Origin of the sequence: uncultured Roseibium sp., assembly GCF_947499295.1 — a bacterium.
GTDB lineage: Bacteria > Pseudomonadota > Alphaproteobacteria > Rhizobiales > Stappiaceae > Roseibium.
Window position 1 is genome coordinate 37764 of record NZ_CANMNP010000022.1, and the last position, 21511, is coordinate 59274.

Here is a 21511-nt window from a genome sequence, read left to right on the forward strand (position 1 = left end):
ACAACATGACGCCGTGGATCGCGGCGACGTGCCACTACCCTTTTGCATTGCGAATGGATATGGTTCGCAAAACTTGATATCCGGGGCGAAGCTCGGAAACGAAAAGGAAAGTGACAATGGCGGATCAGGTCGTCCCGCATTTCCAGAACACCAGCGGACATGACTCCGTTGCGATCGGCGCGCGCGAATTCATGTGCATCGGCGCTAATCCTCCTTTTGATCATCCCCATGTCTTTCTGGATATGGGCAGCGAAAACGAAGTGGTTTGCCCCTACTGCTCAACGCTTTACAAGTTTGACAGTACACTGCAGGCCAACGAGTCCTCCCCAACAGATTGCAGCTGGACACCAGCTGCCGCCTAACGTCAAAGCGCCTAGATGAGCACCCATAGCGACGCGTCCCATCCGGTTATCATTGCAGGAGCCGGAATTGGCGGCCTCACCGCCGCCCTCGCCCTAAGGCAAAACGGGCACAGCGTTGTCGTCATGGAAAAGGCACGCGAGCTTTCCGAAGTCGGAGCCGGCTTGCAACTGTCACCCAACGCCTGCTCAGTGTTGGACAGGCTAGATATTCTCAGTTCCCTGAAAACCGCTGCGTACGCGCCAGAAAACTTGAGACTCTGGTCTGGCGAAACCGGCCGGCAGTTGGCCAGGGTGAGGCTTGGCGCCTATCTCGAAAAACGTCATGGCCAACCCTTCTGGGTCATTCACCGGGCGGACCTGCAACGTACGCTGCTGGAGAAAGTGCGCCAAACACCGGGCATAGATCTTCAGCTCGGTGCTGAAATCCTCGACCTTTCGCCTTCTCCTTACGGGCATCTCGTCTGCATTTATCAAACAGAAGAGATCAATGGGAATTTGGATTGCAAAGCACTTATCGGCGCTGATGGTGTCTGGTCAAAGACCCGCAAGCTCGTTCCGGCACATCAAAATGCGCACTTTAGTGGCCAGGTCGCATACCGGGCCACTATTCCGCTCGATAAGTTGCCGGCTCGCTGGTCCGGCGATTCCGGATTGTGGCTGCACAAGAACTCTCATCTCGTCCACTATCCGATCCGCGGCGGACGCGAACTCAATATCGTCGCGCTTGCCGAGGAAGCCTGGCAGGACGAAACCTGGTCAGCCAGGGAAGAAAAAGAAACCGTACTCAGGGTTTTCAAAAACTGGCCGGCAGACGTCAGGAACCTCCTGAAGGCGTCTGAAACCTGGCTGAAATGGGCGCTGTGCAGCGTTGATGCCTCAGGGCCCTGGACCCACGGACACCTGGCCCTGATAGGCGATGCCGCGCATGCAATGCTGCCCTATATGGCCCAAGGAGCGGGCATGGCCATCGAGGACGCGGCAATTTTGGCCAAACACCTGCCAGCAGACGTGGAAAACGTGCCGGCCGCGCTCAGGGCATTTGAAAGGGAACGGAAACCGCGCGTCAAACGGGTTCAGGAAACTGCATCAGGAAACGCGCGCACATTTCATCTGTCCGGCATACCCGCATTTGCACGTGATACGTTTCTCAGTTGGTCCAAGCCTGAGGCCTTGACGGCCCGTTATGATGATATTTATGGCTGGACACCTGAGCGATAACGAAGGCTTTTGCTTGAGCCAGAGAAGAAGCTGGGATAAAGCCAATCCCCATCCATGTGTCAGGGAGTGCTCAAGATGACCGGCCAGCAGGCAGATGACGTTGTAACCGCTGCGTTTCTGGTCATCGGGGATGAGATCCTGTCCGGTCGGACCAAGGACAAGAATATCGGCTTCGTTGCCGATTACATGACGTCGATTGGAATAGACCTTAAGGAAGCCCGCATCGTTCCGGACGAAACCGATGAAATCGCCAACGCTGTCAATGCATTGCGCGCCAAGTACACCTATGTCTTCACTTCGGGAGGCATTGGCCCCACCCATGACGACATAACCGCTGAGAGCGTCGCCAAAGCTTTTGGAGTGCCGCTGAACCTTGATCCGAGGGCGGTCGCGCTGCTTGAGAGCCATTATGCGCCGGGCCAGTTCACACCGGCCCGTCAGCGTATGGCGCGTATTCCGGAAGGCGCGGAACTGATTGAAAACAAGGTTTCCAAGGCACCAGGCTTCAAAATCGGCAATGTGCATGTAATGGCCGGAGTTCCGTCGATCATGCAAGCGATGATGGATGCAATCGCACCGACATTGACCACAGGCAAGAAAATGCTGTCGGAAACGGTATCAGCCGACATGCCTGAAAGCCGCATCGCGGAGCGACTGTCGGCCATTCAGGATGCCCATCCGCAAACGCTGATCGGTTCTTACCCCAAAGCCTCTGAAGGCAAATTCACAACACAGATCGTTATCCGCTCACGGGATGAAGACGTCCTTATGGCTGCGACCAAGGATGTGGCCCAGGCGGTAGCCGAACTTTCGGGATAATCTGAAGGACAAGACATGGAAAACCCTGCACAAAACAAAGCATTCCCGGTTTCCTGGGACATGTTTCACAGAGATTCCCGCGCCCTGGCCTGGCGGCTTTCCAGCGAAGGTGAATGGAAGGCGATTGTCTGCATCACCCGCGGTGGACTTGTCCCCGCCGGTATCGTTGCTCGCGAACTCGGAATACGCACAATCGAGACAGTCTGCATCGCCTCCTATCACGACTATGAAAACCAAGGTCAACTGCAGGTCATCAAACCGGTTGACCCGAAGGTGGTGGACCTTGAAGAAGGTGAAGGCAGCGGTGTCCTTGTCATCGATGACCTCGTTGATACGGGCAAGACACTGAAGGTCGTGCGTGAAATGCTTCCCAAGGCGCACTATGCGACAGTCTATGCCAAGCCTGTTGGCGTACCCATGGTGGACACCTTCATCACTGAAGTTTCCCAGGACACCTGGATCTATTTCCCGTGGGACATGGGCTGGCAGTTCCAGCCGCCGCTCTCCAAAGATACGGCTGGTTAATCGCGGCCAAAAGGGCACACTCTCAAAAGATGCGTTCATTTGCGCTGTTGCTCACTGGAAGGTGAAGCCAGCGCCACTATTCCGCCCGAAATATCTTCATAACGCTGCATGCGACCGGTCAGACGAGACATCTGGCCGGTCGTTCTGAATCTGACAACGTCACAAAGACATGCCGGCACCTCGTTTGGTTTCAATATCATGTCACAGCGGTTTGTCAGTCAGCCGAACTCTGTTCTCAGACCAAACTGTTTTGGTCGCATAATATCGGGATCTGGAATGCTGAACCGACGCCTGTTTCTCGCCTCTGCCACGGCCGCACTGGTAGCCGGATGCTCTTCAGGCAGCCGGACAGGAAGGTTGCCGCTCCAGTCTTCGCCTTCAGACACGCTTCCCCAGGCAGGTCGACGCATTCCGGCGGAATATTTGCAAATGTACCGGGCCATGCCCGAGGAGCGGTTTCCGATACCCGCAGTCGATCTCACCAAGATAGACCCAGCCTACTACAGACGCTTTGTCGATTATTCTTCACCGGAACCAGCAGGAACAATAATTGTCGACACTCCAAACCGGTTTTTGTACCTGACCATGGAAAACGGCAAAGCAATGCGATATGGCGTCGGCATTGGTCGGGCAGGCTTTGCCTGGGGCGGCAAGGCTCGCATCCAATACAAGCGAGAATGGCCCACCTGGACACCACCAGCTGAAATGATCGCCAGGGAACCGGAACTCGAGGAGTTTCGCAATGGCATGCAACCCGGTCTGGAGAACCCGCTCGGGGCAAGAGCGCTTTATATCTTTGAAGGCAACAAGGACACGCTTTACCGTCTGCACGGCACATCGGAAACCTGGTCGATTGGCAAGGCTGTCTCCTCAGGATGCGTTCGGCTTCTCCAACAGGACGTTATTGATCTTTATAACCGCGTACCTGATGGGACACCCATCTTTGTCCGCCAGGCTTGATCGGGCCTCGCCGAACCCTTCTTAAATCTCGATTTCTACCGGTTTGACTGCATCAATACCGTCCAGGCGGACGTCGCACCCGATCGCATACGTTTCGACACCGGCGGTGCGGGCGGTCTCAAAGGCCGCCGAATAGACCGGGTCTATGTCGCCGGCAAGGCTCAGCCGATCGCAGTCCGGGCGTTGCACGAGAAAAACCATCGCCGCCCTGTGACCTTCAGCAACCATGTCGGCAAGTTCGGCAAGATGCTTTGCACCTCTAGCGGTGACGCTGTCCGGGAACTCCGCAAGTCCCGACTTGCGCATCAGGTGAACGTTTTTGACTTCGACATAAGTCTTGGCCCCATTTTCGGCCTCAAGAAGTACGTCAATCCTTGAATTCTTGCCGTATTTCACTTCCCTGCGCAGAGTTTTGAACTCTTTCAATGCGTCGATGCGCCCGTCTGCGAGGGCCTCCTCAACCAATTTGTTGGGATGTGACGTGTTGATGCCCACCAGGGCACCATCCGCCTCGATGACTTCCCAGGAGTATTTCAGTTTGCGCTTGGGATTGTCAGAGAGCGAGAGCCAGACTTTGGAACCAGGTTCCTTCAATCCAAGCATCGAGCCGGGATTGGCACAGTGCGCGGTCACCGCCCCGCCATCACCGTCCAGAATGACATCTGCCAGGAAACGCTTGTACCGTTTGACAAGACGGCCGCTGACCAAAGGGGCAGAAAACTTCATCCCGTAAGTTCCTTAAGTGTCTGGAAGCAGAAAGCTTCTATTGGGTCACTTGGACCAGAAGTCCGGATCAAGAAGAACGAGAACTGTGAAGAGTTCAAGACGCCCAAGCAACATGGCAAATGACAGCAGCCACTTGGCGCCATCCGGCAATGGCGCAAAATGTCCAGCTGGTCCAATCACCGGCCCCAGACCCGGGCCGACATTTCCGACGGAGGTTGCCGCGGCTGATATGGCCGTCACCAGGTCAAGATCAAAAAACGACAAGGCGACGGTAATGATGCCGACCGAGCCCATATAGACAACGAGAAAGGCCAGAACCGAAAACGAGAGTTCCGGTGTCAGGCGCGTACCGCCATATTCTTCCGACATGATCCTGTGCGGCCGAACCATACGGCGCAAGTGTGCCCGCACAGTGCCGAAGAACACCAGAAAACGAAACATCTTGATCCCACCGGTCGTCGAGCCGGTGCAGCCCCCGACAAACATCAAGAGAAGTGCGATCCCGACAACCGGCGCACCCCATTGCGAGAAGTCGCCAAGGGCATATCCGGTGCCGGTCACGATCGAGACGACATTGAAGGTGGCTCTGAGCAATGCTTCATCGAAGGGAAAGCGCATGTTGACGCCGAGATAAACGGTAAGTGTCAACGAAACCAATGCCAGAAACCCGAGCAACGCCCGCACCTGCGGGTCACGCCAGAGCTGTAGCGGATGACCGCGCAAGGCCTGAATGATCAGGACAAACGGCAAGGCACCAATCACCATGAAGACGATAGCAACCCAACCCGATGCCGGGTTCGTGAAATAGCCGAAAGACTGATCGTGCGTCGAATATCCGCCGGTCGCTATTGTGGTGAGGGCATGATTGAAAGCATCGAAAAGCTCCATTCCGGTCGCAAGATAGGAGACGATGCAAAGGAACGTGAGGAACAGATAGGCAAGCCCGAGCAATCGGATCAGTTCTACCGATCGACTGACGATTTTCTCGGATCTGTCGGAGTTTTCGCTCTGGAACAGCTGCATTCCACCGATCCCAAGGAACGGCAGAAGCACGATTGCCATAACGATGATACCGACCCCACCCATCCACTGCATGATTGAGCGCCAGACAAGAAGTCCGGGTGGCAAGCCATCGAGCCCCGTCAGAACTGTGGACCCGGTTGTCGTAAATCCGGATACTGCTTCGAAAACCGCGTCTGCATAGCCGATGCCGAGCCACAGGAATGGCAGTGCACCGAAGGCTGGCAATGTTGACCAGGCCAATGTCGTCAGAATGAACGTCTGTCGGGTATCAAGACCCTGTCTGAGCGACCCGCCAACAGCCAGCGACAGCAGCATGCCAACCATTCCAGTCAAAAGCGCTGAAAATACAAATGCCTGCCAATCGGCGTTTTTCTGAGCAACGTCCACAATGGCCGGGATGAGCATGGCGGTTGCCAGACCGACATAGAGAAACCCGAGAACATTCAAAACTGGTCTGAGAGAAATCAAAAAATGGTCTTCCCCAAAAACCGCTGGACTGGGCGGCAACTGCCTCGTGACAACACACAGGCTTCCCCTCCTACCCCCTTTCGCACAATTTTCCAATGGCCGGAAAAGACCTCGTCGCAAAGATCCACCCTTCCGGAAGCGCGCCTTTGGTCCCAAACGCCATTGGAGTGCCGGGTTTTTGGGCCTCCGCAAAGAGTGATCACTTATTCCCGATATAGGCCAGTTTATGCAGTCGCGTTCAGAATTTCGTAGCTATTGAGACATACTTTTACGTGCCTGAAGCCATAAAACTCTTTATGCGGGAATCTATACAAGGAATTGCAGAAATAAGCAGACTGGGTCCACGTTCAATAGTCCTTCGGATCAGCATCGTACTGGTAATACCGGTCCTTTGCAGCGTGGGACTCGTGGCAGGTTTGAGTTATTTCGAACTCACCAGAACATCAACGTTGATCGCAGCCGACCGGATCGAACGCACCGCTCGAGAAGCCGTTGCCATCTTGGACCTCGGCACTTCCAGTCTATTCCATCCCGTATTTGACGACAAAGGCAATCCGGCCTCTTTGAGGGCCATTCAGGACCCTGATGTCGCGCAATTGGACTCAGATCGGGATCTAAGTCATCTCCTAGGCACCATAAGTCACTCTATCCAGGGGTCGGCGAACCTCTTCAGATGGTCTGGGGCGACAAGGGAGTTCACGCACTTTGCTGAGGATGTTGCCAATGCAAAGAGTGAAACGACAAGATCAGCTGTGATCGACCTGCACAATTCGGCCTATTCCAGCCTTGTCGCAGGACAGTCATTCCGAGGCAAAATTCCGCTTCAAGGACGTGAAAGACTGGCCTATGCAATTCCAATCCTCAATGCCGATGGCAGCATTCAAGGCGCGTTTGCTGTCGATGTCGGACCCGTTGATGCGCTGACCGAGGCGGAAAACAGGCTTAAAACCAGAATCATGTCCGCTGTCATCATCGTGCTGACGGGAACAGCGTTGATCGGCGGCCTTTTGCTTCGCCTTGAGTTGCGGCCCTTGAGCGTTCTAGCCGAAACAGCGGAAGAAATTGCCAACGGCAAACAGCCCGACAAGATCCCCTACTCCGACCGTCAGGACGAAATCGGCGACTTGGCGCACGGACTGGAACGCGTGACAGATCTTCAGGACAAGCTTCACAAGCTCGCCTATATCGATCCGGTGACCACAGCCGGAAACCGGGCGCGCTATTTCGCGGATCTCAACGCGGCGCTTCAGCGAGCGCGAACCGGTGCTTACTCGGCTTCGTTGATCCATTTGGACTTCAATGGCTTTTCCAAGATCAACGATGCCTTTGGGCAGCAGGTCGGCAACCGGGTCCTGCTGCAAGCCTATGCGCGTCTTACCAACATTTTTGGACCAAGCGCGACGATCGCCCGCATCTCCGCTGATGACTTTTGTATTCTGTTGCCCTTCGACAGCAAAGGAGCAATCGCCGAAGACTATGCCAAACAGGCCATCGACATGTTGTCGGCCCCTTTCCTGCTGGAGGAAGGCGATATTCGTGTCGAACCGAGCATCGGTATTGCACTTTTGCCAACAGACGCGATCGACGCGGAAACGGCCCACAGGGTAGCTGGTCTTGCACTTCGCTCCGCCAAGGAGGGGGATGCGCCAAGATACAGGTTCTTTACCGCACCTTTGAACGAACGGCTCCAGGCAGAAATGCTGACGGAGACACTTTTGCGAGCCGCTCTCAAAACCCGCCAGCTTCAGCTCTTTTATCAGCCGCAGGTCTGCCCCCGGCAAGGTAAACTGATCGGACTGGAGACCCTGATCCGTTGGCCCCATGAGACACGCGGCTTTATCCCGCCGAACGAGTTCATTCCGATCGCGGAAAAGACAGGCCTCATACTGGAACTGGGCCAATACGTTCTGAACGAAGCCTGCAAACAGGCAGCTCAATGGACACAGTCAGGTTTCGATTTCCGCCAGATCTCAGTCAATGTGTCACCGCTGCAATTCCGTCAGACGAATTTCGCCAAAACGGTCAAACGGACACTCCAGACTTATGGGGTGCCGGCAAATCTTCTCTGTTTGGAAGTTACCGAGAACGTCTTTGTCGACACCAGCGAAAAGCTCGTCCTGAACATCTTGTCGGAACTGCAAAAAACTGGAGTTCAGCTGTCTCTCGACGACTTCGGATCTGGTTATTCCTCACTGACGTACCTCCATCGTTTGCCGTTCCAGGAACTGAAAATTGATAGAGCTTTCCTGACCCATGCCGACCGGCACGTGCAGAAGGAACAACTCTTTCAGGCAATTGTCGGGCTCGGACGCAGCCTGGGCCTCAGAATTATTGCCGAAGGTGCCGAAACTGCAGGCGAATATGCGCTGACAGCCGCGCATCGGTGCGACGGTATTCAGGGTTATTTCTGTTCCGCCGCCGTACCTGCCGGTGATATCGAAGCCAGAATTAGGGCATTCCAGCGATCGCTTGGTCACCAGACCGAGGAAACAATCGAAACCTCGGCAAGTGCGCGTCCGGCCTAGATCAATCCCTCCGATCTGCAATCATGTGCCAGTGCCAGGACCCAGGTTTTCTATGCAACTTGTCTTCCAGAGAGCGAAGTTCAAATGCCTCAAAAAGGTGAACCAGCTCGGCAGCTGAACAGTAAAAATGTGGATGGTCCTTGTCGTCGTCCCCTTCTTTAACAAAAGTATCGGGAGCGATCTCTGTACCGAGTCCGAAATTGCTGTTCCGTTTTGAAAGCATCGTGCCCTGATAGGTCCCACCCGGCTTCAGAACGCGAGCAATTTCGGTAATCGCCTTTTTCACGACATCCGGGTTACCGTGATAGATGACGTTGAAAGACAAGACATAGTCAAAGCTGTTGTCCTCGAATGGCAATGCTGTCATCGGCGCGACTTGTGTCCGGACAGCGAGCCCAGACTCAGCAGCACTTCTTTGGACTTGCGTAAGCCCCGTTTCAGATAGATCAATCGCATGGGTTTCAAAACCGGCCCGCGCAAAAGCGAGCGCATGCCGGCCCACACCGCAGCCGAGATCGAGGGCTTTGACCGGTGCGTCTGCCTGCAGCTTTTCGATCAAACTTGCAACGTCCTCATTGGGACGCGTCCAATCGGCTCTTCCCTCTTCCGTTTGCCAGCGTTTATCCCAGGCTAGGTGAGCTGTATCGGTCCTTTGCTGAAATTGAGATTCACTCATCGCGAGGTTCCTTCCAATAGACGTGTGCGGCTAATGCTCCCGATCCTCTCAACGAGAAGAACCAGAATGAAAATCATCAAGATGATGGTCATGGCGAGTTGATAGTCGAAAAAATCCATAGCCACTTTCAGTTCGATGCCGATCCCGCCCGCGCCAACGAGGCCGAGTACGACTGACGAGCGAGTGGCCTTTTCAAGAGCGAACAAAGACGTCGTTATGAACGTGGGCATGGCTGCAGGAACGACAGCGCAAAAGACAGTGTCTATTTTCCTGGCACCAGCTGCCGTAAGAGCCTCCTGGGGCCCTTTTTCAGCATCTTCCATTGCTTCGGCAAAAAACCTGCCACAGAAACCAATGGTGTCGACCGCAATAGCAAGCGTTCCTGCGAAAGGCCCCAAACCGACTGTAATGACAAAGACCAGCGCCCAGACCAGATCTGGAACAGTGCGAAAAAATGCAATTAGCAACCGCGCACCAGTGTAGATGGCTCGAGATGGCATCGAGGTGCCGATCAATCCCCTGGCGGCCAGTATTGCCAGCGGGAGACTTACAACGATACCGATAAAAGTGCCGGCAAGTGCCATCTGAAATGTTTCCAGCAAAGCTCCGGAAAGTTGCGGCATTCGTTCGAAAGATGGAGGCCAGGCGCGTGCTAGAAAGTCCGCCATTGCCGGACCACCTGAGACAAGTGCTGAAACCGACCAACCCGCTCCTTGAAACGCCCAGATCATAAATGCGGCCAATGCCACATATGTGGTGAACCGCAATGCACCCGGTCGCTCAATTCTGCCTGGCAACTTGTGCGCCACTGTGTGTCCTCGATCAACCATAGTGCTTGTTGAGGTCCCCTGAATGGAGGGTTGAACTTGGCGCGTTCAAAACAATTTCGCCTTGCTTGATCGCTAAAATCCGATCCGCATAGTCGAGCGCTTGCTGAACATTGTGCGATGTAAACAGCAGCGTGATCCCTTCTTCGCGGGTCAACTGGTGAAAGAGATCCATCACTTCCCTGCCGGCGACAGGGTCAAGGCTAGCGACTGGTTCGTCTGCAACGATCATTCGCGGCCGTTGCATCAAGGCTCTCGCTATGGCGACGCGTTGCGACTGACCCCCTGAAAGTTGATCGGCTCGCTTCATCGCCTGATCAGCAAGGCCAACCCGTTCAAGGCAAGCCATTGCCCGAGCACGCAATTCGTACGAAGTAAACGAGTGCGACCATCCGCGAATTCCACCGGAACGACCAAGATTGCCATGAACAACATTTGTAAGCGCGGACAAACGCGGCACGAGATTGTGTTTTTGAAAAACAAAGCCGACTTCAGCCCGTACTGCCCTGAGCTGTTTCTGACCCGCACACGAGATGTTTTCCTCAAAAAGAGAGACTGTCCCAGCTTCCGGTTCGATCAGCCTTAATGCACAGCGCAGAGCAGTAGATTTACCGGCACCGTTGGAACCGATCATTGCCACGGCTTCGCGGTGATGAACTGCAAATGTAACTCCGCAAAGAACGGCCTGACCTTTGCCGAAACTCTTGTGCAGACCCGACACGTTCAAATCGACGGAAGTACTGGCCGGCACCGGAACCGGGTTTACCGCCGGTGCTTTCGCACCGGCGGACTTGAACAGGGCTTGCGCCATCATTCGCCAATAAACTTGTCGTATTGCGGGAAGCCGGCTGTGGTATACATGGACCGGACAAGATCGTAAGCACCGTCTTCGATGGCAACCAGGTCCATTCCACCATACTTGTCGTTTTCCTCATGCGATATGATCGCCGTGATGATGGCTTCCTTGTTGTCCAGAATTGCCTCGCGAACATCTTCCGACAGGGACTTATCGACATGCGAAGCGACCATCAGCATGTCATTTGGGAGATCACCGGAACGTGCAATCACCCGAAAAAAGCCGTTGGGAACGGTTTCATCTTTGTTTCGCACACCTAGCCAGGAATTGTGATTGATACCCATGCCGGCAACATCGCCTTTTTTCAAAGCTTCATGGGCGATGTTGCGAGAAGTATGCAGATTTTCGACGTCTTTGACGGGATCCACGCCATAGTCTGCCATCAGCTGCATCGGACAAAGCATATTGGACGTCGAACCGATATCACCGAATGCGACCTTTTTACCCTTGAGATCCGCTGGCTTGGTGATGCCACTGTCTGCACGCACAACGATTGCACAGAAATAGTCGGGACGACCAAGTCCGACGAGCGGGGTCGCTTCGGTAAGTTTGTTGATGACGATGTATTCGGCCGGACCGGTAACAACAAAGTCGACGCGTTTGGCGCGCAGAGCTTCAGCTGCTGCCGTGCGGCTTGTGACCGGAAAAAATTCGAAAGAATGATCGGTTGCACTCTCAAGAGCCTCTTTGAAAGGACCCCATTCAACCTGCAAACGCTCCAGCCCTTCAACATCAGTAACCGCGAGTTTGAATGTATCAGCGAAAGAATATGAAACAGACATCGCAAGCGCTGCAGCCGCGAAAACGGCGGATTTCAAGATACTCATTGTGGGAACTCCTCATTTTGCTCAACCGAAGTGGCGAGCAAGAAGAGCGTAGCGACTAGCAAGTCTTTGAATGTGAAATTATCATGTAAATTTTACGAAATTTTCCAAAAAGAAAAAAACGTCAACTTACAATATTATGAAAAAAGGGAATTTATGTTTGTTTTGCCTCCCTTTACTCCTTTACCGGCAAACAAAACGGATGAAGCTTTCACAAAATTTCATAAAAGTATAACCGTTTAGACATCTGAACCGCCAGGTTTATTGCTAGTTGGCACTCCGTTTTCCGGAGGGGCCAATGTTACTCGTTGAACAGCTATCCAAACAGTTCGGGGACCTGACCGCGGTCGATGCGGTGTCTCTTGTCATTCCCAAAGGCCAGATGGTCGGCGTTATTGGTCGTTCAGGCGCAGGCAAATCCACGCTGTTGCGGATGATCAATCGGCTGACCGATCCAAGTCAGGGATCTATTGTTTATGAAAGTCAGAATGTCACAGCCTTGCGTGGCCGCGAGCTCAGGCTTTGGCGTGCATCCTGTGCAATGATTTTCCAGCAATTCAATCTCGTCGAGCGCATGGACGTCCTGACCAATGTCATGGTGGGACGGATAGCTCGCACTGGCTTCATGCGATCGATGACGCGCTCCTTTACCGAAGCAGACCGAAGTCGTGCCATAGACGCGCTGGACCGGTTGGACCTGGTGCCTCAAGCGCTGCAGCGTGCAGGAACATTGTCCGGCGGACAGCAGCAAAGAGTTGCGATTGCCAAGGCCCTCGTTCAGAACCCGCGCATTATGCTCGCAGATGAGCCTATCGCCTCGCTCGACCCGGCCAATGCTACACGCGTGATGGATGCGCTTCGGGAAATCAACCGGACCGATGGCCTTACCGTTTTGGTCAACCTGCACACACTCGACACGGCTCGTGCGTATTGCGACCGCATTATCGCCATGCGCGCTGGACAAGTGCGGTTTGACGGTGCGCCGGAGGCATTGACCAGCGAAAAAGTCAGAGAAATCTACGGTGCCGGCGAACTCGGCACTGACTTCAACGAAGCCGTGACGTCGACGTCGATTTCCTCCGGCTCGCATCGCCCGCAAATCAAGGCCGTTGGAACCTGAAATCCGCGGAAACGAAGCTTCGCTTTCGCAAACTCGGATCGGCACATGCCGAATCAACCGCCGGAAGCCCGGCATCAAAGGAGCACTACGATGAAGGTCATTCTCGCAGCAGCAGTATCTGTTGTCGTCCTCGCCGCCTCCCCGGCAATGTCGGAAGGCTGGAAAGATCAGTACAAGACCGTCAAATTCGGCATTCTGTCCGGCGAAAATGAAAAAGACAGGATTGCGCGCTACACACCGTTCGAGAAGTATCTTGAAAACCAGCTCGGCGTGGAAGTCGAGATCTTTACCGCCGGCTCCTATGATGGTGTGATCCAGGCAATTGCGGCCGATCAGATCGAGTTCGCATTTTTTGGCTCGTCTTCATATGCGGCTGCCTATACTGAAACCAATGGTGGCGTGGTTCCGCTGGTGTCACGGCTTCAGAAAGATGGTTCCACAGGCTACTACTCGGTGGTCGCGGTCCGCTGTGACAGTGGCATTGAGGCGCTGGAAGACCTCAAAGGCAAAACCCTGGCCTTTGCCGACCCGGATTCCACATCCGGATACGCTGTTCCTTATTTTAACCTGGCCAAGCAGGGCTTTGATCCAAAAACGTATTTTGGAGCCGTTCCATTTTCCGGCGCACACGAAACCGGCGTCCTGGGTGTCTACAACAAACAGTATGATGCGGCAGCCACCTACATCACCAACGAAGCCGACGGCATTCCGCAGCGCATGGTCACCAAGGGTATGATTGAAGATGGCTCGATCTGTATCATTTGGAAGTCTCCGGAAATCACCTCCGGCCCGCTTGCCGCACGCGCCAATCTGCCTGAAGACCTGATGGCCGACATGCGCAAGGCCGTCATGGATATTCCGGAAAATGACACTCTGGCATTCATTGAAATGACCGGTGGTGAAGACTCTACTCAGGAGGGCTGGATCGAAGTCGATCACGATCGCTACCAGTGGATTGTCGACATGCGCGACTGGCTGAAAAAACAGCGTCGCGGCGGCTGATAGGCACGGCTGGAGGGGTGTCACGGCACCCCTCTTCCCGACAAACCGGACCTGATAGTCATGACCTCAGCATCACCTGCTATTCAGCAGTTCGAGCTTGATTACGCCGCCGTGCGCAAGTCGGCCCTGCGCACGAACACGATATCAACGGTGTTTTTTGCACTCTGTTTTGTCGTGACTGCATGGATGGGCGGTTTCTTTGACATGACGGATGTCACACTTGCCAACGGCGACAGAGTGTCGATGTGGAAGATCTGGGCCGGACTGCCGCGTCTCGGCGAATATCTCTACAAGACACTGCCTGTGCTGCATTGGGAAACCCTGTGGGGCGATCTGGTCAATTGGTTCTGGCGCTGGAAAGTCTGGCTGCAATTGCTCATTGAAACCATTCTGATTGCCTATATGGCGACGCTCCTTGGAGTTGTCGGCGCATTCTTGCTCAGTTTTCCGGCAAGCCGCAATCTGGCACCCAACCGGATCATTTTCAACGTTACCCGCCGATATCTTGAGATCATACGCACCGTCCCCGATCTCGTCTGGGCACTGATTTTCGTTTTTTGCTTCGGCGTGGGCCCGCTTGCCGGGGTGTTGGCGATTGGACTTCACGCAACCGGCGCGCTCGGCAAGCTTTACTCCGAAGCCAACGAAAATGCAGACATGCGACCGGTTGAAGGCATCAAAGCCTCAGGGGGATCCTGGTTCGATCAGATCCGTTACGGCATCGTTCCACAGGTCATTCCGAACATCATCAGCTACACGCTGCTGCGCTTTGAAATCAATGTGCGCTCCTCCTCAATCATCGGATTTGTCGGAGCAGGTGGCCTGGGTCAAGAAATCCGGGTCGCCATGTCACTGCAGGAATACACCGATCTCTCGGCATTGTTCCTCATCATTTTTACAACCGTGATCGTCATCGACATGCTGAGTGAAAACGTTCGTCACCGGATCATCGGCCTGACCGGAAAAGGGGTTTGATCGTGAGCGACACATCTTCCGATCTGCAAAGAGCCAGATCTTTGGTGCCCGATGCCTTTGTAACGTCTCGCCGGACCAAACTCCTGCGCTTCTTGGGCACATCCGCCTTCATTGTTCTGACGGGTTGGTGCCTGTGGGCGTTCGATTTCTCGCCCATGCGGATAGTCGAAGGCGTAACCCGTTTCGGCAATGTGCTTTCCTTCATGTTTCCCCCTCATGTCTGGCAAAGCTGGACCGAATGGCAAGAGATCCTCAAAGGTCTTGGTGAGACTGTCGCAATGGCCTTCATGGGCACATTGCTTGGAGCGGTCGTTGCATTTCCGCTCGCGTTTCTGGGCGCCAAGAACATTATGCCGGCGTCATGGTTCCGTCTTGGTATACGGCGCGGCTTTGATGCGCTGCGGGCGGTTGAACAGCTGATCCTTGCTCTTGTTTTCATCCGCGCCTTTGGCTTGGGACCGTTGGCAGGCATTCTGGCAATTGCCGTGTCGGAGATCGGGACATTTTCGAAGCTCTTTTCTGAAGCCATTGAAAACACATCGAAGAAGCCCGTCGACGGCGTAAAAGCTTCCGGTGGCGGCAAGCTTCAAACGGTTCGCTTTGCGGTCTTGCCACAGGCGCTTCCCGTCATCTTGTCGATAATTCTCTATAATTTTGAATCCAACACACGCTCAGGAACGATCCTCGGCATAGTCGGTGCCGGCGGAATTGGTTTCCTGCTGGCGGACAGGATCAACGCCTATCGCTGGCCTGAGGCCTGGACCATTATCTTCCTGATCGTGTTCATGGTCTATCTGATCGACGGATTTTCTGGTTTTCTGCGCAAGCACATTATCGGCAAGGATGACCGGACAAGATCCTGAAACGGCTCGGTCACGCCACCTAAACGCGCCAGCCGAGCAACCGCCTTTCCAGAATTCCAATCCCTGCACTGACGATGACGCCAAGAAGCGAGAGAATGACAACACCCACAAAGAGGCGCTCAAGGTCGTAAAGCGAACCCGCCTCCAGAATATAAGCGCCAATGCCGTATTCAGCGCCCAACATTTCAGCTGCGACCAACAGAATGATTGCAATGGCAAGGCTGATCCTGAGACCTGACAAAATGCCGGGCATAGCTCCGGGCAAAACGATCTTGCGGACGATTGAAAGCCAGGACAGCCCGAAGCTCTGCCCCATGCGAATAAGGGTACGATCAACATTGTCGACGGCACCATAAGTCGCAACGACAGTCGGCGTGAACGTTCCAAATGCAATCAGAGCGTATTTGGACCCCTCACCTATTCCGAACCAGATGACAAAAAGCGGTAACAGGGCGATTTTCGGGATTGGAAACAATGCCGCAACCAGCGGCACGAGACTAGATCGCATGACCGAAAACAACCCGATCAGAACACCGATACAAATGCCCAGGAGCACACCGAACGTCGCGCCAATCACCAAACGGCTCAAGGAAGGCAAAAGATGCTTGAACAACAAGCCGCTGGAATAGAGTTCACCAAAGGTTTCCAGCACGTCGGAAGGCCGCGGCAACGTCAGCGCGGTAATCCAGCCTGTCCTTGTACCCCATTCGGCAATCGCGATCAGCAGAACAAAAACCAGCACGCCGATCCAGCGACGGTTCTTTGGAGCAAAGCCCCCGCCCCGAAAGGCCACGGGCTGTCTTTCAGCGCCGGCTGACCCTTTGGTTTCGTCCGTATGGATCTCAGACATTCATCAGCTCCGCATCCGCGGCCCGTGCTTCTTCTCGCATTAAGCGCCAGAGATATCTTTGCGGTTCATCGAGTTCCGGGTCACCGAACTCCCGAGCCGGCAAAGGCTTGTTGATTTCAACGATTTCCTGAATTTGCCCCGGCCGCCTGGAGAGAACGACAACCTTGTGCCCAAGACGAACTGCTTCGGCAAGATTGTGTGTCACATAAACGGCAGTGAACGGCTGACGCGACCAAAGGTCGACAAGATCGTCCATCAGGAGTTCCCGCGTTTGACTGTCCAACGCGGAAAGCGGCTCATCCATCAGCATCACAGCGGGTTTGACCGCAAGTGCACGAGCGATGGCAACGCGTTGTTTCATGCCCCCTGAAAGCTGCTTGGGCAATGCCTTGGCAAAGTCCGTCAGTTTTGTCCGTGCCAGGACATCCTCGATGATCTCGCGCGCCGCCGTACCACGAATTCCATGATCTTCCAGAACCAGCGAAACGTTCCCGGCGACAGAGCGCCAGGGCAACAGTGCAAAGTCCTGAAAGATATAGGTCAACGGATTCAGGCACCCTTCGGGTGCTTGTCCAAGCTGGACAACTCTACCGGATCGAGGCCTCTCCAGCCCGCCGATGAAACGCAGCAAGGTCGATTTTCCGCAACCGGACGGACCGACAATACAAACGATTTGCCCTGCGGGAATGTCGAGAGTGACATCCCGCAGAACTTCAAAGTCATCATAATGATGGCTTATGCCTTCAAGGCGTATATCCATGAACTGACCGTATCAAAACCTTGGCTCGAAGAGTTTTTCGCCGCGGCGAACAAATCGGCTTCATTAGCCGCCAATGGTTTCAACATAGGAAGTGTCCACAAGCTGGTCGATCGTGATGTCCTTGTCGACAAGGCCTTCTGACTGGAACCAGCTGAGTTGATCCTGCACCGAAGCAAGGTTCAAAGCAGCCCCTTTGTTCAACCGCATCGTTCCATTGATGATCGAAGGAGCAGCCTTTTCCCGCGGACGGTCGGTGTAGACGTATTTGTGGATCAGGTCGATCATCTCGTCCTGACTGGCCGTGCCGTCGATCATGGCAGCGGCATAGTCGTCGACACCTCTGGAAAAGCCTGAAAGGAAGTCTTTGGTCAGCGTCTTTTCGTTTGCCGCATTGCCCGCGGACGTAAAGACGGTCGTGACCTGATAGTCAGGCAGATAGTCAGAGACGTCGCCTACGATATGCCAGGCACCAGCCTTTGCCAGTGGTTTGGCAATGTGCGGAACGATTGACCAGCCATCAACCTGCCCGGATTTCATGGCTCCGATAATCGCACCGACTTTTTGCAATGGTGTAAAGGAAAGCGAAATGCCTTCTTTTTCGGCCATCTTCGCTCCCATATAGTGGAACGATGAGCCCGCCTGCGTAACTGCATACTTCTTTCCGTCGAGGTCCTTCAGGCTCTTTGTTCCGGCCTGATAGGAAGCATCGGAAATCAGGAATTTCTGACCGTCAATGCCCTTTTCTTCACTAAGTGCCCCGCCAATCACCTTGATCGCCCCTTTGTCGGCGAGACTGATCAAGCCGCCGGAAATCGCGGTGACTGCATAGTCGACATCGCCCGAGGCAATCGCGACGGCCATTGGCTGCGCGGCCTGGAAGAACTGAAACTCAACGTCCAGGCCCGCATCGGCAAAATAACCGCGCTCAAATGCGATAAAGCTGCCGGAGTGAGACGTGAAGCGCAATGCCCCAACCTTAATCTTCCTGTTTGACGCCAATGCCGGTGCGGATAGTCCTGTCACCGTTGCCGCGCCGATCAAGCCGAGTGTTTGGCGGCGATTGAATTTGGTCATTTTGTTTCCTCCCTGGTGTCGTTCTTAAGTCGTTTGGAGTGCTGCACGGATGTCTTCTTCCAATGTTGACAGTGCCAATTCATCGTTACGGGCTAGAATTGCCTCACGCAGTAATTGATGACGTTTTTCGCGCACCGCAAAGTCGATTTGTCCCTCACGCAACAAAGCGAGCAGATACCGCCGCGACTGGTTGTAAAACTTGTTAGCGGTTTCGATCAGGCGACAGGACCCGCAGGCTGAAAGAAGTGCCGCAGATAAAACCCGGGAGGCTTCATCCCAATCCAGAGCGACCGCGTCATTGAGTGTTTCTTGAACTGCAACATCGGCGCGGTGCAAGCCATGAAATGCCGCAACCACCCGCGACTCCCAGGCTACATTGCCGTTTCGCAGGGACCGCTTCAAGCCGAGCCGTTCAGTCTCAATCCGCATAAGCAATATGTCTTGAAGGTCGTCTTCCGTCGCCGAAGTCACCCGAAACCCGCGCTGATTGGTTGCCTCGACCATGCCTTCTGCGGCCAGGATCCTCAAGGTCTCGCGCATGGAGTGGTTCGAGCCGCCATAGCGCTGTCGAAGAGCCTCGATTTTCAGCCTTTCGTCAGGCCGCAGGACACCGAAAGAAATATCTCTCCGGATCGCCGAAGATAACATGGCGACAATTGTCGCATCAGTGCCTCCCCGATCGCTGAAAAGCATTTTATGCCCTAATTTAAAGAATGTTGGATATTTATGTGTTTCATTGACTATTTTGTCAATGACGAAGCCGCGCGCCGGCGCTTGCCAGCTGAGCGCAATTCTCCAAGCATATCCACCGCGTGGTTGGTCTTAATACACACGCCGCCCGCAAAGCCAGGCTTGCTTCACGAAGGGGTGTCCATCATGCAACCCGACATGAAGAAGATCTGCCCGCTTTCCTTGAATGATTTCACCACGATCTGAAAGGCCCGCAACGTGAGCAGGCGTTTTGGTGACCAAGCGTATGGCGGATGGCAGATCAACTCCAAACGCCTCGTTCTGTGCCGCCATGAATGCACAGTCCAGAAGCGAGCGAGGCACATAGTCCGACGCCAGAATATCGACGAGGTTTTCTGCCATGAGATCGCTTACAGCGACATTCCCTGATTGAGATCCGCCTCGAATGACATTCGGAGCACCTCCAACCACATGCATGCCGTGTGTTTTCGCCTTGCGCGCGGCGTCCAGCGTGCAGGGAAACTCGGAAATCAAGATCCCTTCGCCGATCGCTTCGTCAATGTGTTCAAGTTCGGTGTCGTCGTGGCTGAGCAATGGCAGTTTGTGCGCGTGTGCCAAAGCAACGACTTCCGGGCGGACTTTCGCGCTGATTGCGTCTGAAAAGTTCAAAAGTTCCCGGGTAACGCGTTCAGCTTCCTGCCGCGACTCGCCGGTATCAGCCATTCTGCGCCCTATATACCCCTCGATATTCTTACTCTGACGGCGCCCGGGAAGGTGTTCCATCACCGAAACCATGCGCACAATGTTCTTGCCAATGTTTTCCTCGGTTAGGCGGGTTGTCTCGGCGTCGGTAATCTCGCAACGAAGATGGACCAGATGTTCAGCGCGCAGCATACCTGCACTCTGTGCCTTTTCCAGAGCATCAATCATCGGTGCCAGGATTTCGCGTCGTTCCGGGTTCTTGATGGTCGCGCCAACACACAGACTGTCAAAAACGGTCGTGATACCGCTGCCGATGATTTGAGCATCATGCGCCATAGCCGCCCTGAAAGGATCCCAGCGCACATGCGCGCGCGGAAAGACATGCTTCTCAAAGTGGTCTGTGTGGATGTCCACGAGGCCCGGCACGAGATAGTCGCCACCGAGGTCTTCGCCAGCTTGAGGGATCGCACCGGTATCAACGGACACGATGACACCATCCGATACAGAAACGTGACCGGAGACAACTTCATCACCCAGCACAAGCATGGCGTTTTTCAAGACAACGAGCTCGCTCCCAGATGGAATGCGCTTATCGGCGAATGTCATGAGGTCTCCTCTGGGCACGTCCCGTTAAATCAGGTTGGTTCATCAGTGAACAGGCGGGAATCCAATATCTTTCAAAAAACGAAACAGCCTTCTACTCCCGTTCCCCGTTAGAATTGTGACAGCTCTCAAACGCGAGCATGACAATTCGGGAAGTGAGCCAGAAGGCTGCAACGACGTCTAAAAGTGCATAAGGCTCGTCAGCGCACCATCGTCAGCCGATTCCAATCGGCATAATCAGGCGAACCTTCTCGCCGGATGTCGCCATGGTAGCCATATTCGACCATGTGGACCATAACGCTGGTCTCGTTGACCAGCACAACGGCGTAACTCTCAGGCAAGTCAGACGCACTCAGGTTTCCCTGGTTAGCGAAATCAGGCCAACCTGCATGATTGGTCCCTCGCGGAGCGCTGAACGGGACACCATGCAACGATCCAGACAGCGGCAGATGGCAATGGCCGTGAAAAATGTGCCTGACCTTGTCGCGATACTCTTTGATCAGGGCTGCAAAGGCCTCGTGATCCTGCAACATTATCTTGTCCATTGGCGCAATACCGATCGGAACCGGATTGTGATGCATGAACAGAAAAACCGGTCCTGACGCCGCTCTCAGTTGCCCTTCGAGCCAGTTGCGCCGCGCTTCACAATAATGGCCCGCATGCGAGTCCGGGCCCCAGGTATCGAGTACAATTCCGGTTCCAAGCGGCATATCGAAGACAGACTGGACAAACCCGTTCTCGTCGTCCAGTTCGGGAAAGACAGAGAGAAACACATCTCTCTCATCGTGGTTTCCGATGCAAAGCTCAACCGGGACCGAAACACCCGAAAGCGTCTCCTTAAGCCGGACATAATCCGTGCGGTCTCCCCAGTCGGAAAGGTCTCCTGTTATGATGAGTGCATCTGCATCCGGGTGCTGAGTGAGCGCGTGATCAAGCGCCTTATTGAAATTTTCATTGGGGTCCCGACCACCGATCGTACTTCCAGGCGTGGTCAAATGAATGTCAGTGAGTTGTATGAGTTTCACCGCGTTCTCCGTTGATTAAATGGCAAAAACGCCGCCCG

22 protein-coding genes are annotated in these 21511 nt (G+C 54.3%); 10 read left to right on the forward strand and 12 right to left on the reverse strand.

The features are described 5' to 3' along the window. The first annotated feature begins 116 nt into the window (after window positions 1-116). From Q0835_RS26050 to Q0835_RS26070, 5 genes are all read left to right on the forward strand, one after another. A complete protein-coding gene (locus tag Q0835_RS26050; RefSeq protein ID WP_298818077.1) occupies window positions 117-362 on the forward strand; it encodes a zinc-finger domain-containing protein in 246 nt (81 codons plus the stop codon). Window positions 363-377: 15 nt separating this feature from the next. Continuing rightward, window positions 378-1580 (forward strand): FAD-dependent monooxygenase, encoded by a 1203-nt coding sequence (locus Q0835_RS26055; RefSeq protein ID WP_298965783.1) that lies wholly within the window; start codon window positions 378-380, stop codon window positions 1578-1580. Window positions 1581-1655: 75 nt separating this feature from the next. Beyond that, window positions 1656-2399, forward strand: coding sequence for a competence/damage-inducible protein A (locus Q0835_RS26060; RefSeq protein WP_298818073.1), 744 nt, complete (start codon window positions 1656-1658; stop codon window positions 2397-2399). A 15-nt stretch (window positions 2400-2414) separates the two neighbouring features. Beyond that, window positions 2415-2924: a xanthine phosphoribosyltransferase gene (gene gpt / locus Q0835_RS26065; protein WP_298818071.1), complete on the forward strand. Its 510-nt coding sequence runs from the start codon at window positions 2415-2417 to the stop codon at window positions 2922-2924. A gap of 276 nt (window positions 2925-3200) precedes the next feature. Then, complete coding sequence (locus tag Q0835_RS26070) at window positions 3201-3884, forward strand: L,D-transpeptidase (RefSeq protein ID WP_298965786.1); 684 nt, start codon at window positions 3201-3203, stop codon at window positions 3882-3884. A gap of 21 nt (window positions 3885-3905) precedes the next feature. Here the strand turns inward: Q0835_RS26070 and sfsA are convergent, their stop codons facing one another. After that, on the reverse strand, window positions 3906-4610 hold the full coding sequence (gene sfsA, locus Q0835_RS26075; RefSeq protein WP_298818066.1) for a DNA/RNA nuclease SfsA: 705 nt from the start codon (window positions 4608-4610) through the stop codon (window positions 3906-3908). A gap of 45 nt (window positions 4611-4655) precedes the next feature. Next, a complete protein-coding gene (locus Q0835_RS26080) occupies window positions 4656-6080 on the reverse strand; it encodes a TrkH family potassium uptake protein (protein ID WP_298818196.1) in 1425 nt (474 codons plus the stop codon). 428 nt (window positions 6081-6508) lie between these two features. On the opposite strand from Q0835_RS26080, the gene Q0835_RS26085 reads away from it, so the two are divergent. Then, entirely contained in the window at window positions 6509-8626 is a 2118-nt protein-coding gene (locus tag Q0835_RS26085; RefSeq protein WP_298965799.1) for an EAL domain-containing protein, read from the forward strand. Window position 8627: 1 nt separating this feature from the next. On the opposite strand, the gene Q0835_RS26090 is transcribed toward Q0835_RS26085, so the two are convergent. From Q0835_RS26090 to Q0835_RS26105, 4 genes are read right to left on the reverse strand one after another with little or no spacing between them, the layout of a single operon-like run. After that, complete coding sequence (locus Q0835_RS26090; protein ID WP_298818060.1) at window positions 8628-9302, reverse strand: class I SAM-dependent methyltransferase; 675 nt, start codon at window positions 9300-9302, stop codon at window positions 8628-8630. Continuing rightward, window positions 9299-10111, reverse strand: coding sequence for a phosphonate ABC transporter, permease protein PhnE (gene phnE / locus Q0835_RS26095; RefSeq protein ID WP_298965801.1), 813 nt, complete (start codon window positions 10109-10111; stop codon window positions 9299-9301). Before phnE (Q0835_RS26095) ends, Q0835_RS26090 begins: the two co-directional genes overlap by 4 nt. A gap of 13 nt (window positions 10112-10124) precedes the next feature. After that, window positions 10125-10940 (reverse strand): phosphonate ABC transporter ATP-binding protein, encoded by an 816-nt coding sequence (locus Q0835_RS26100; protein ID WP_298965803.1) that lies wholly within the window; start codon window positions 10938-10940, stop codon window positions 10125-10127. Then, window positions 10940-11812 carry a PhnD/SsuA/transferrin family substrate-binding protein gene (locus Q0835_RS26105; RefSeq protein ID WP_298965805.1) on the reverse strand — a complete coding sequence of 291 codons (873 nt, stop codon included), beginning with the start codon at window positions 11810-11812 and terminating at the stop codon, window positions 10940-10942. The genes Q0835_RS26100 and Q0835_RS26105 overlap by 1 nt, the downstream gene beginning before the upstream one ends. A 295-nt stretch (window positions 11813-12107) precedes the next feature. On the opposite strand from Q0835_RS26105, the gene phnC reads away from it, so the two are divergent. The 4 genes from phnC (at window position 12108) to phnE (Q0835_RS26125) (ending at window position 15769) form a co-directional block, all read left to right on the forward strand. Next, complete coding sequence (gene phnC / locus Q0835_RS26110; protein ID WP_298965807.1) at window positions 12108-12929, forward strand: phosphonate ABC transporter ATP-binding protein; 822 nt, start codon at window positions 12108-12110, stop codon at window positions 12927-12929. Between the two features lie 90 nt (window positions 12930-13019). Then, window positions 13020-13931, forward strand: coding sequence for a phosphonate ABC transporter substrate-binding protein (phnD, locus tag Q0835_RS26115; RefSeq protein ID WP_298818050.1), 912 nt, complete (start codon window positions 13020-13022; stop codon window positions 13929-13931). A 60-nt stretch (window positions 13932-13991) separates the two neighbouring features. After that, window positions 13992-14906: a phosphonate ABC transporter, permease protein PhnE gene (phnE, locus tag Q0835_RS26120; RefSeq protein WP_298965809.1), complete on the forward strand. Its 915-nt coding sequence runs from the start codon at window positions 13992-13994 to the stop codon at window positions 14904-14906. Window positions 14907-14908: 2 nt separating this feature from the next. Continuing rightward, entirely contained in the window at window positions 14909-15769 is an 861-nt protein-coding gene (gene phnE, locus Q0835_RS26125; RefSeq protein ID WP_298818046.1) for a phosphonate ABC transporter, permease protein PhnE, read from the forward strand. A gap of 19 nt (window positions 15770-15788) precedes the next feature. On the opposite strand, the gene Q0835_RS26130 is transcribed toward phnE (Q0835_RS26125), so the two are convergent. The 6 genes from Q0835_RS26130 to Q0835_RS26155 all read right to left on the reverse strand — a co-directional run bounded on the left by Q0835_RS26130 (window position 15789) and on the right by Q0835_RS26155 (window position 21473). Continuing rightward, window positions 15789-16619 carry an ABC transporter permease gene (locus Q0835_RS26130; RefSeq protein WP_298965811.1) on the reverse strand — a complete coding sequence of 277 codons (831 nt, stop codon included), beginning with the start codon at window positions 16617-16619 and terminating at the stop codon, window positions 15789-15791. Beyond that, complete coding sequence (locus Q0835_RS26135) at window positions 16612-17379, reverse strand: ABC transporter ATP-binding protein (RefSeq protein ID WP_298965813.1); 768 nt, start codon at window positions 17377-17379, stop codon at window positions 16612-16614. Before Q0835_RS26135 ends, Q0835_RS26130 begins: the two co-directional genes overlap by 8 nt. A 63-nt stretch (window positions 17380-17442) precedes the next feature. Then, on the reverse strand, window positions 17443-18453 hold the full coding sequence (locus Q0835_RS26140) for an ABC transporter substrate-binding protein (protein WP_298818040.1): 1011 nt from the start codon (window positions 18451-18453) through the stop codon (window positions 17443-17445). Between the two features lie 24 nt (window positions 18454-18477). Then, on the reverse strand, window positions 18478-19146 hold the full coding sequence (locus tag Q0835_RS26145; RefSeq protein ID WP_298965815.1) for a GntR family transcriptional regulator: 669 nt from the start codon (window positions 19144-19146) through the stop codon (window positions 18478-18480). A 129-nt stretch (window positions 19147-19275) separates the two neighbouring features. After that, window positions 19276-20451, reverse strand: a complete 1176-nt coding sequence (locus Q0835_RS26150; protein WP_298965817.1) for an alpha-D-ribose 1-methylphosphonate 5-triphosphate diphosphatase — start codon at window positions 20449-20451, stop codon at window positions 19276-19278. A gap of 197 nt (window positions 20452-20648) precedes the next feature. Beyond that, window positions 20649-21473 (reverse strand): phosphodiesterase, encoded by an 825-nt coding sequence (locus Q0835_RS26155; protein ID WP_298965818.1) that lies wholly within the window; start codon window positions 21471-21473, stop codon window positions 20649-20651. Between the last annotated feature and the right edge of the window lie 38 nt (window positions 21474-21511).

Excerpts from the sequence above, each read along its gene's own strand:
- Q0835_RS26135 (WP_298965813.1), bottom strand. The coding sequence starts at position 17,379 with ATGGATATACGCCTTGAAGGCATAAGCCATCATTATGATGACTTTGAA.
- phnE (WP_298965809.1), top strand. The coding sequence starts at position 13,992 with ATGACCTCAGCATCACCTGCTATTCAGCAGTTCGAGCTTGATTACGCC.
- phnD (WP_298818050.1), top strand. The coding sequence starts at position 13,020 with ATGAAGGTCATTCTCGCAGCAGCAGTATCTGTTGTCGTCCTCGCCGCC.
- Q0835_RS26150 (WP_298965817.1), bottom strand. The coding sequence starts at position 20,451 with ATGACATTCGCCGATAAGCGCATTCCATCTGGGAGCGAGCTCGTTGTC.
- Q0835_RS26055 (WP_298965783.1), top strand. The coding sequence starts at position 378 with ATGAGCACCCATAGCGACGCGTCCCATCCGGTTATCATTGCAGGAGCC.
- Q0835_RS26130 (WP_298965811.1), bottom strand. The coding sequence starts at position 16,619 with ATGTCTGAGATCCATACGGACGAAACCAAAGGGTCAGCCGGCGCTGAA.
- sfsA (WP_298818066.1), bottom strand. The coding sequence starts at position 4,610 with ATGAAGTTTTCTGCCCCTTTGGTCAGCGGCCGTCTTGTCAAACGGTAC.
- Q0835_RS26140 (WP_298818040.1), bottom strand. The coding sequence starts at position 18,453 with ATGACCAAATTCAATCGCCGCCAAACACTCGGCTTGATCGGCGCGGCA.
- Q0835_RS26090 (WP_298818060.1), bottom strand. The coding sequence starts at position 9,302 with ATGAGTGAATCTCAATTTCAGCAAAGGACCGATACAGCTCACCTAGCC.
- gpt (WP_298818071.1), top strand. The coding sequence starts at position 2,415 with ATGGAAAACCCTGCACAAAACAAAGCATTCCCGGTTTCCTGGGACATG.
- Q0835_RS26100 (WP_298965803.1), bottom strand. The coding sequence starts at position 10,940 with ATGGCGCAAGCCCTGTTCAAGTCCGCCGGTGCGAAAGCACCGGCGGTA.
- Q0835_RS26070 (WP_298965786.1), top strand. The coding sequence starts at position 3,201 with ATGCTGAACCGACGCCTGTTTCTCGCCTCTGCCACGGCCGCACTGGTA.
- Q0835_RS26145 (WP_298965815.1), bottom strand. The coding sequence starts at position 19,146 with ATGCTTTTCAGCGATCGGGGAGGCACTGATGCGACAATTGTCGCCATG.
- phnC (WP_298965807.1), top strand. The coding sequence starts at position 12,108 with ATGTTACTCGTTGAACAGCTATCCAAACAGTTCGGGGACCTGACCGCG.
- Q0835_RS26050 (WP_298818077.1), top strand. The coding sequence starts at position 117 with ATGGCGGATCAGGTCGTCCCGCATTTCCAGAACACCAGCGGACATGAC.
- Q0835_RS26060 (WP_298818073.1), top strand. The coding sequence starts at position 1,656 with ATGACCGGCCAGCAGGCAGATGACGTTGTAACCGCTGCGTTTCTGGTC.
- Q0835_RS26105 (WP_298965805.1), bottom strand. The coding sequence starts at position 11,812 with ATGAGTATCTTGAAATCCGCCGTTTTCGCGGCTGCAGCGCTTGCGATG.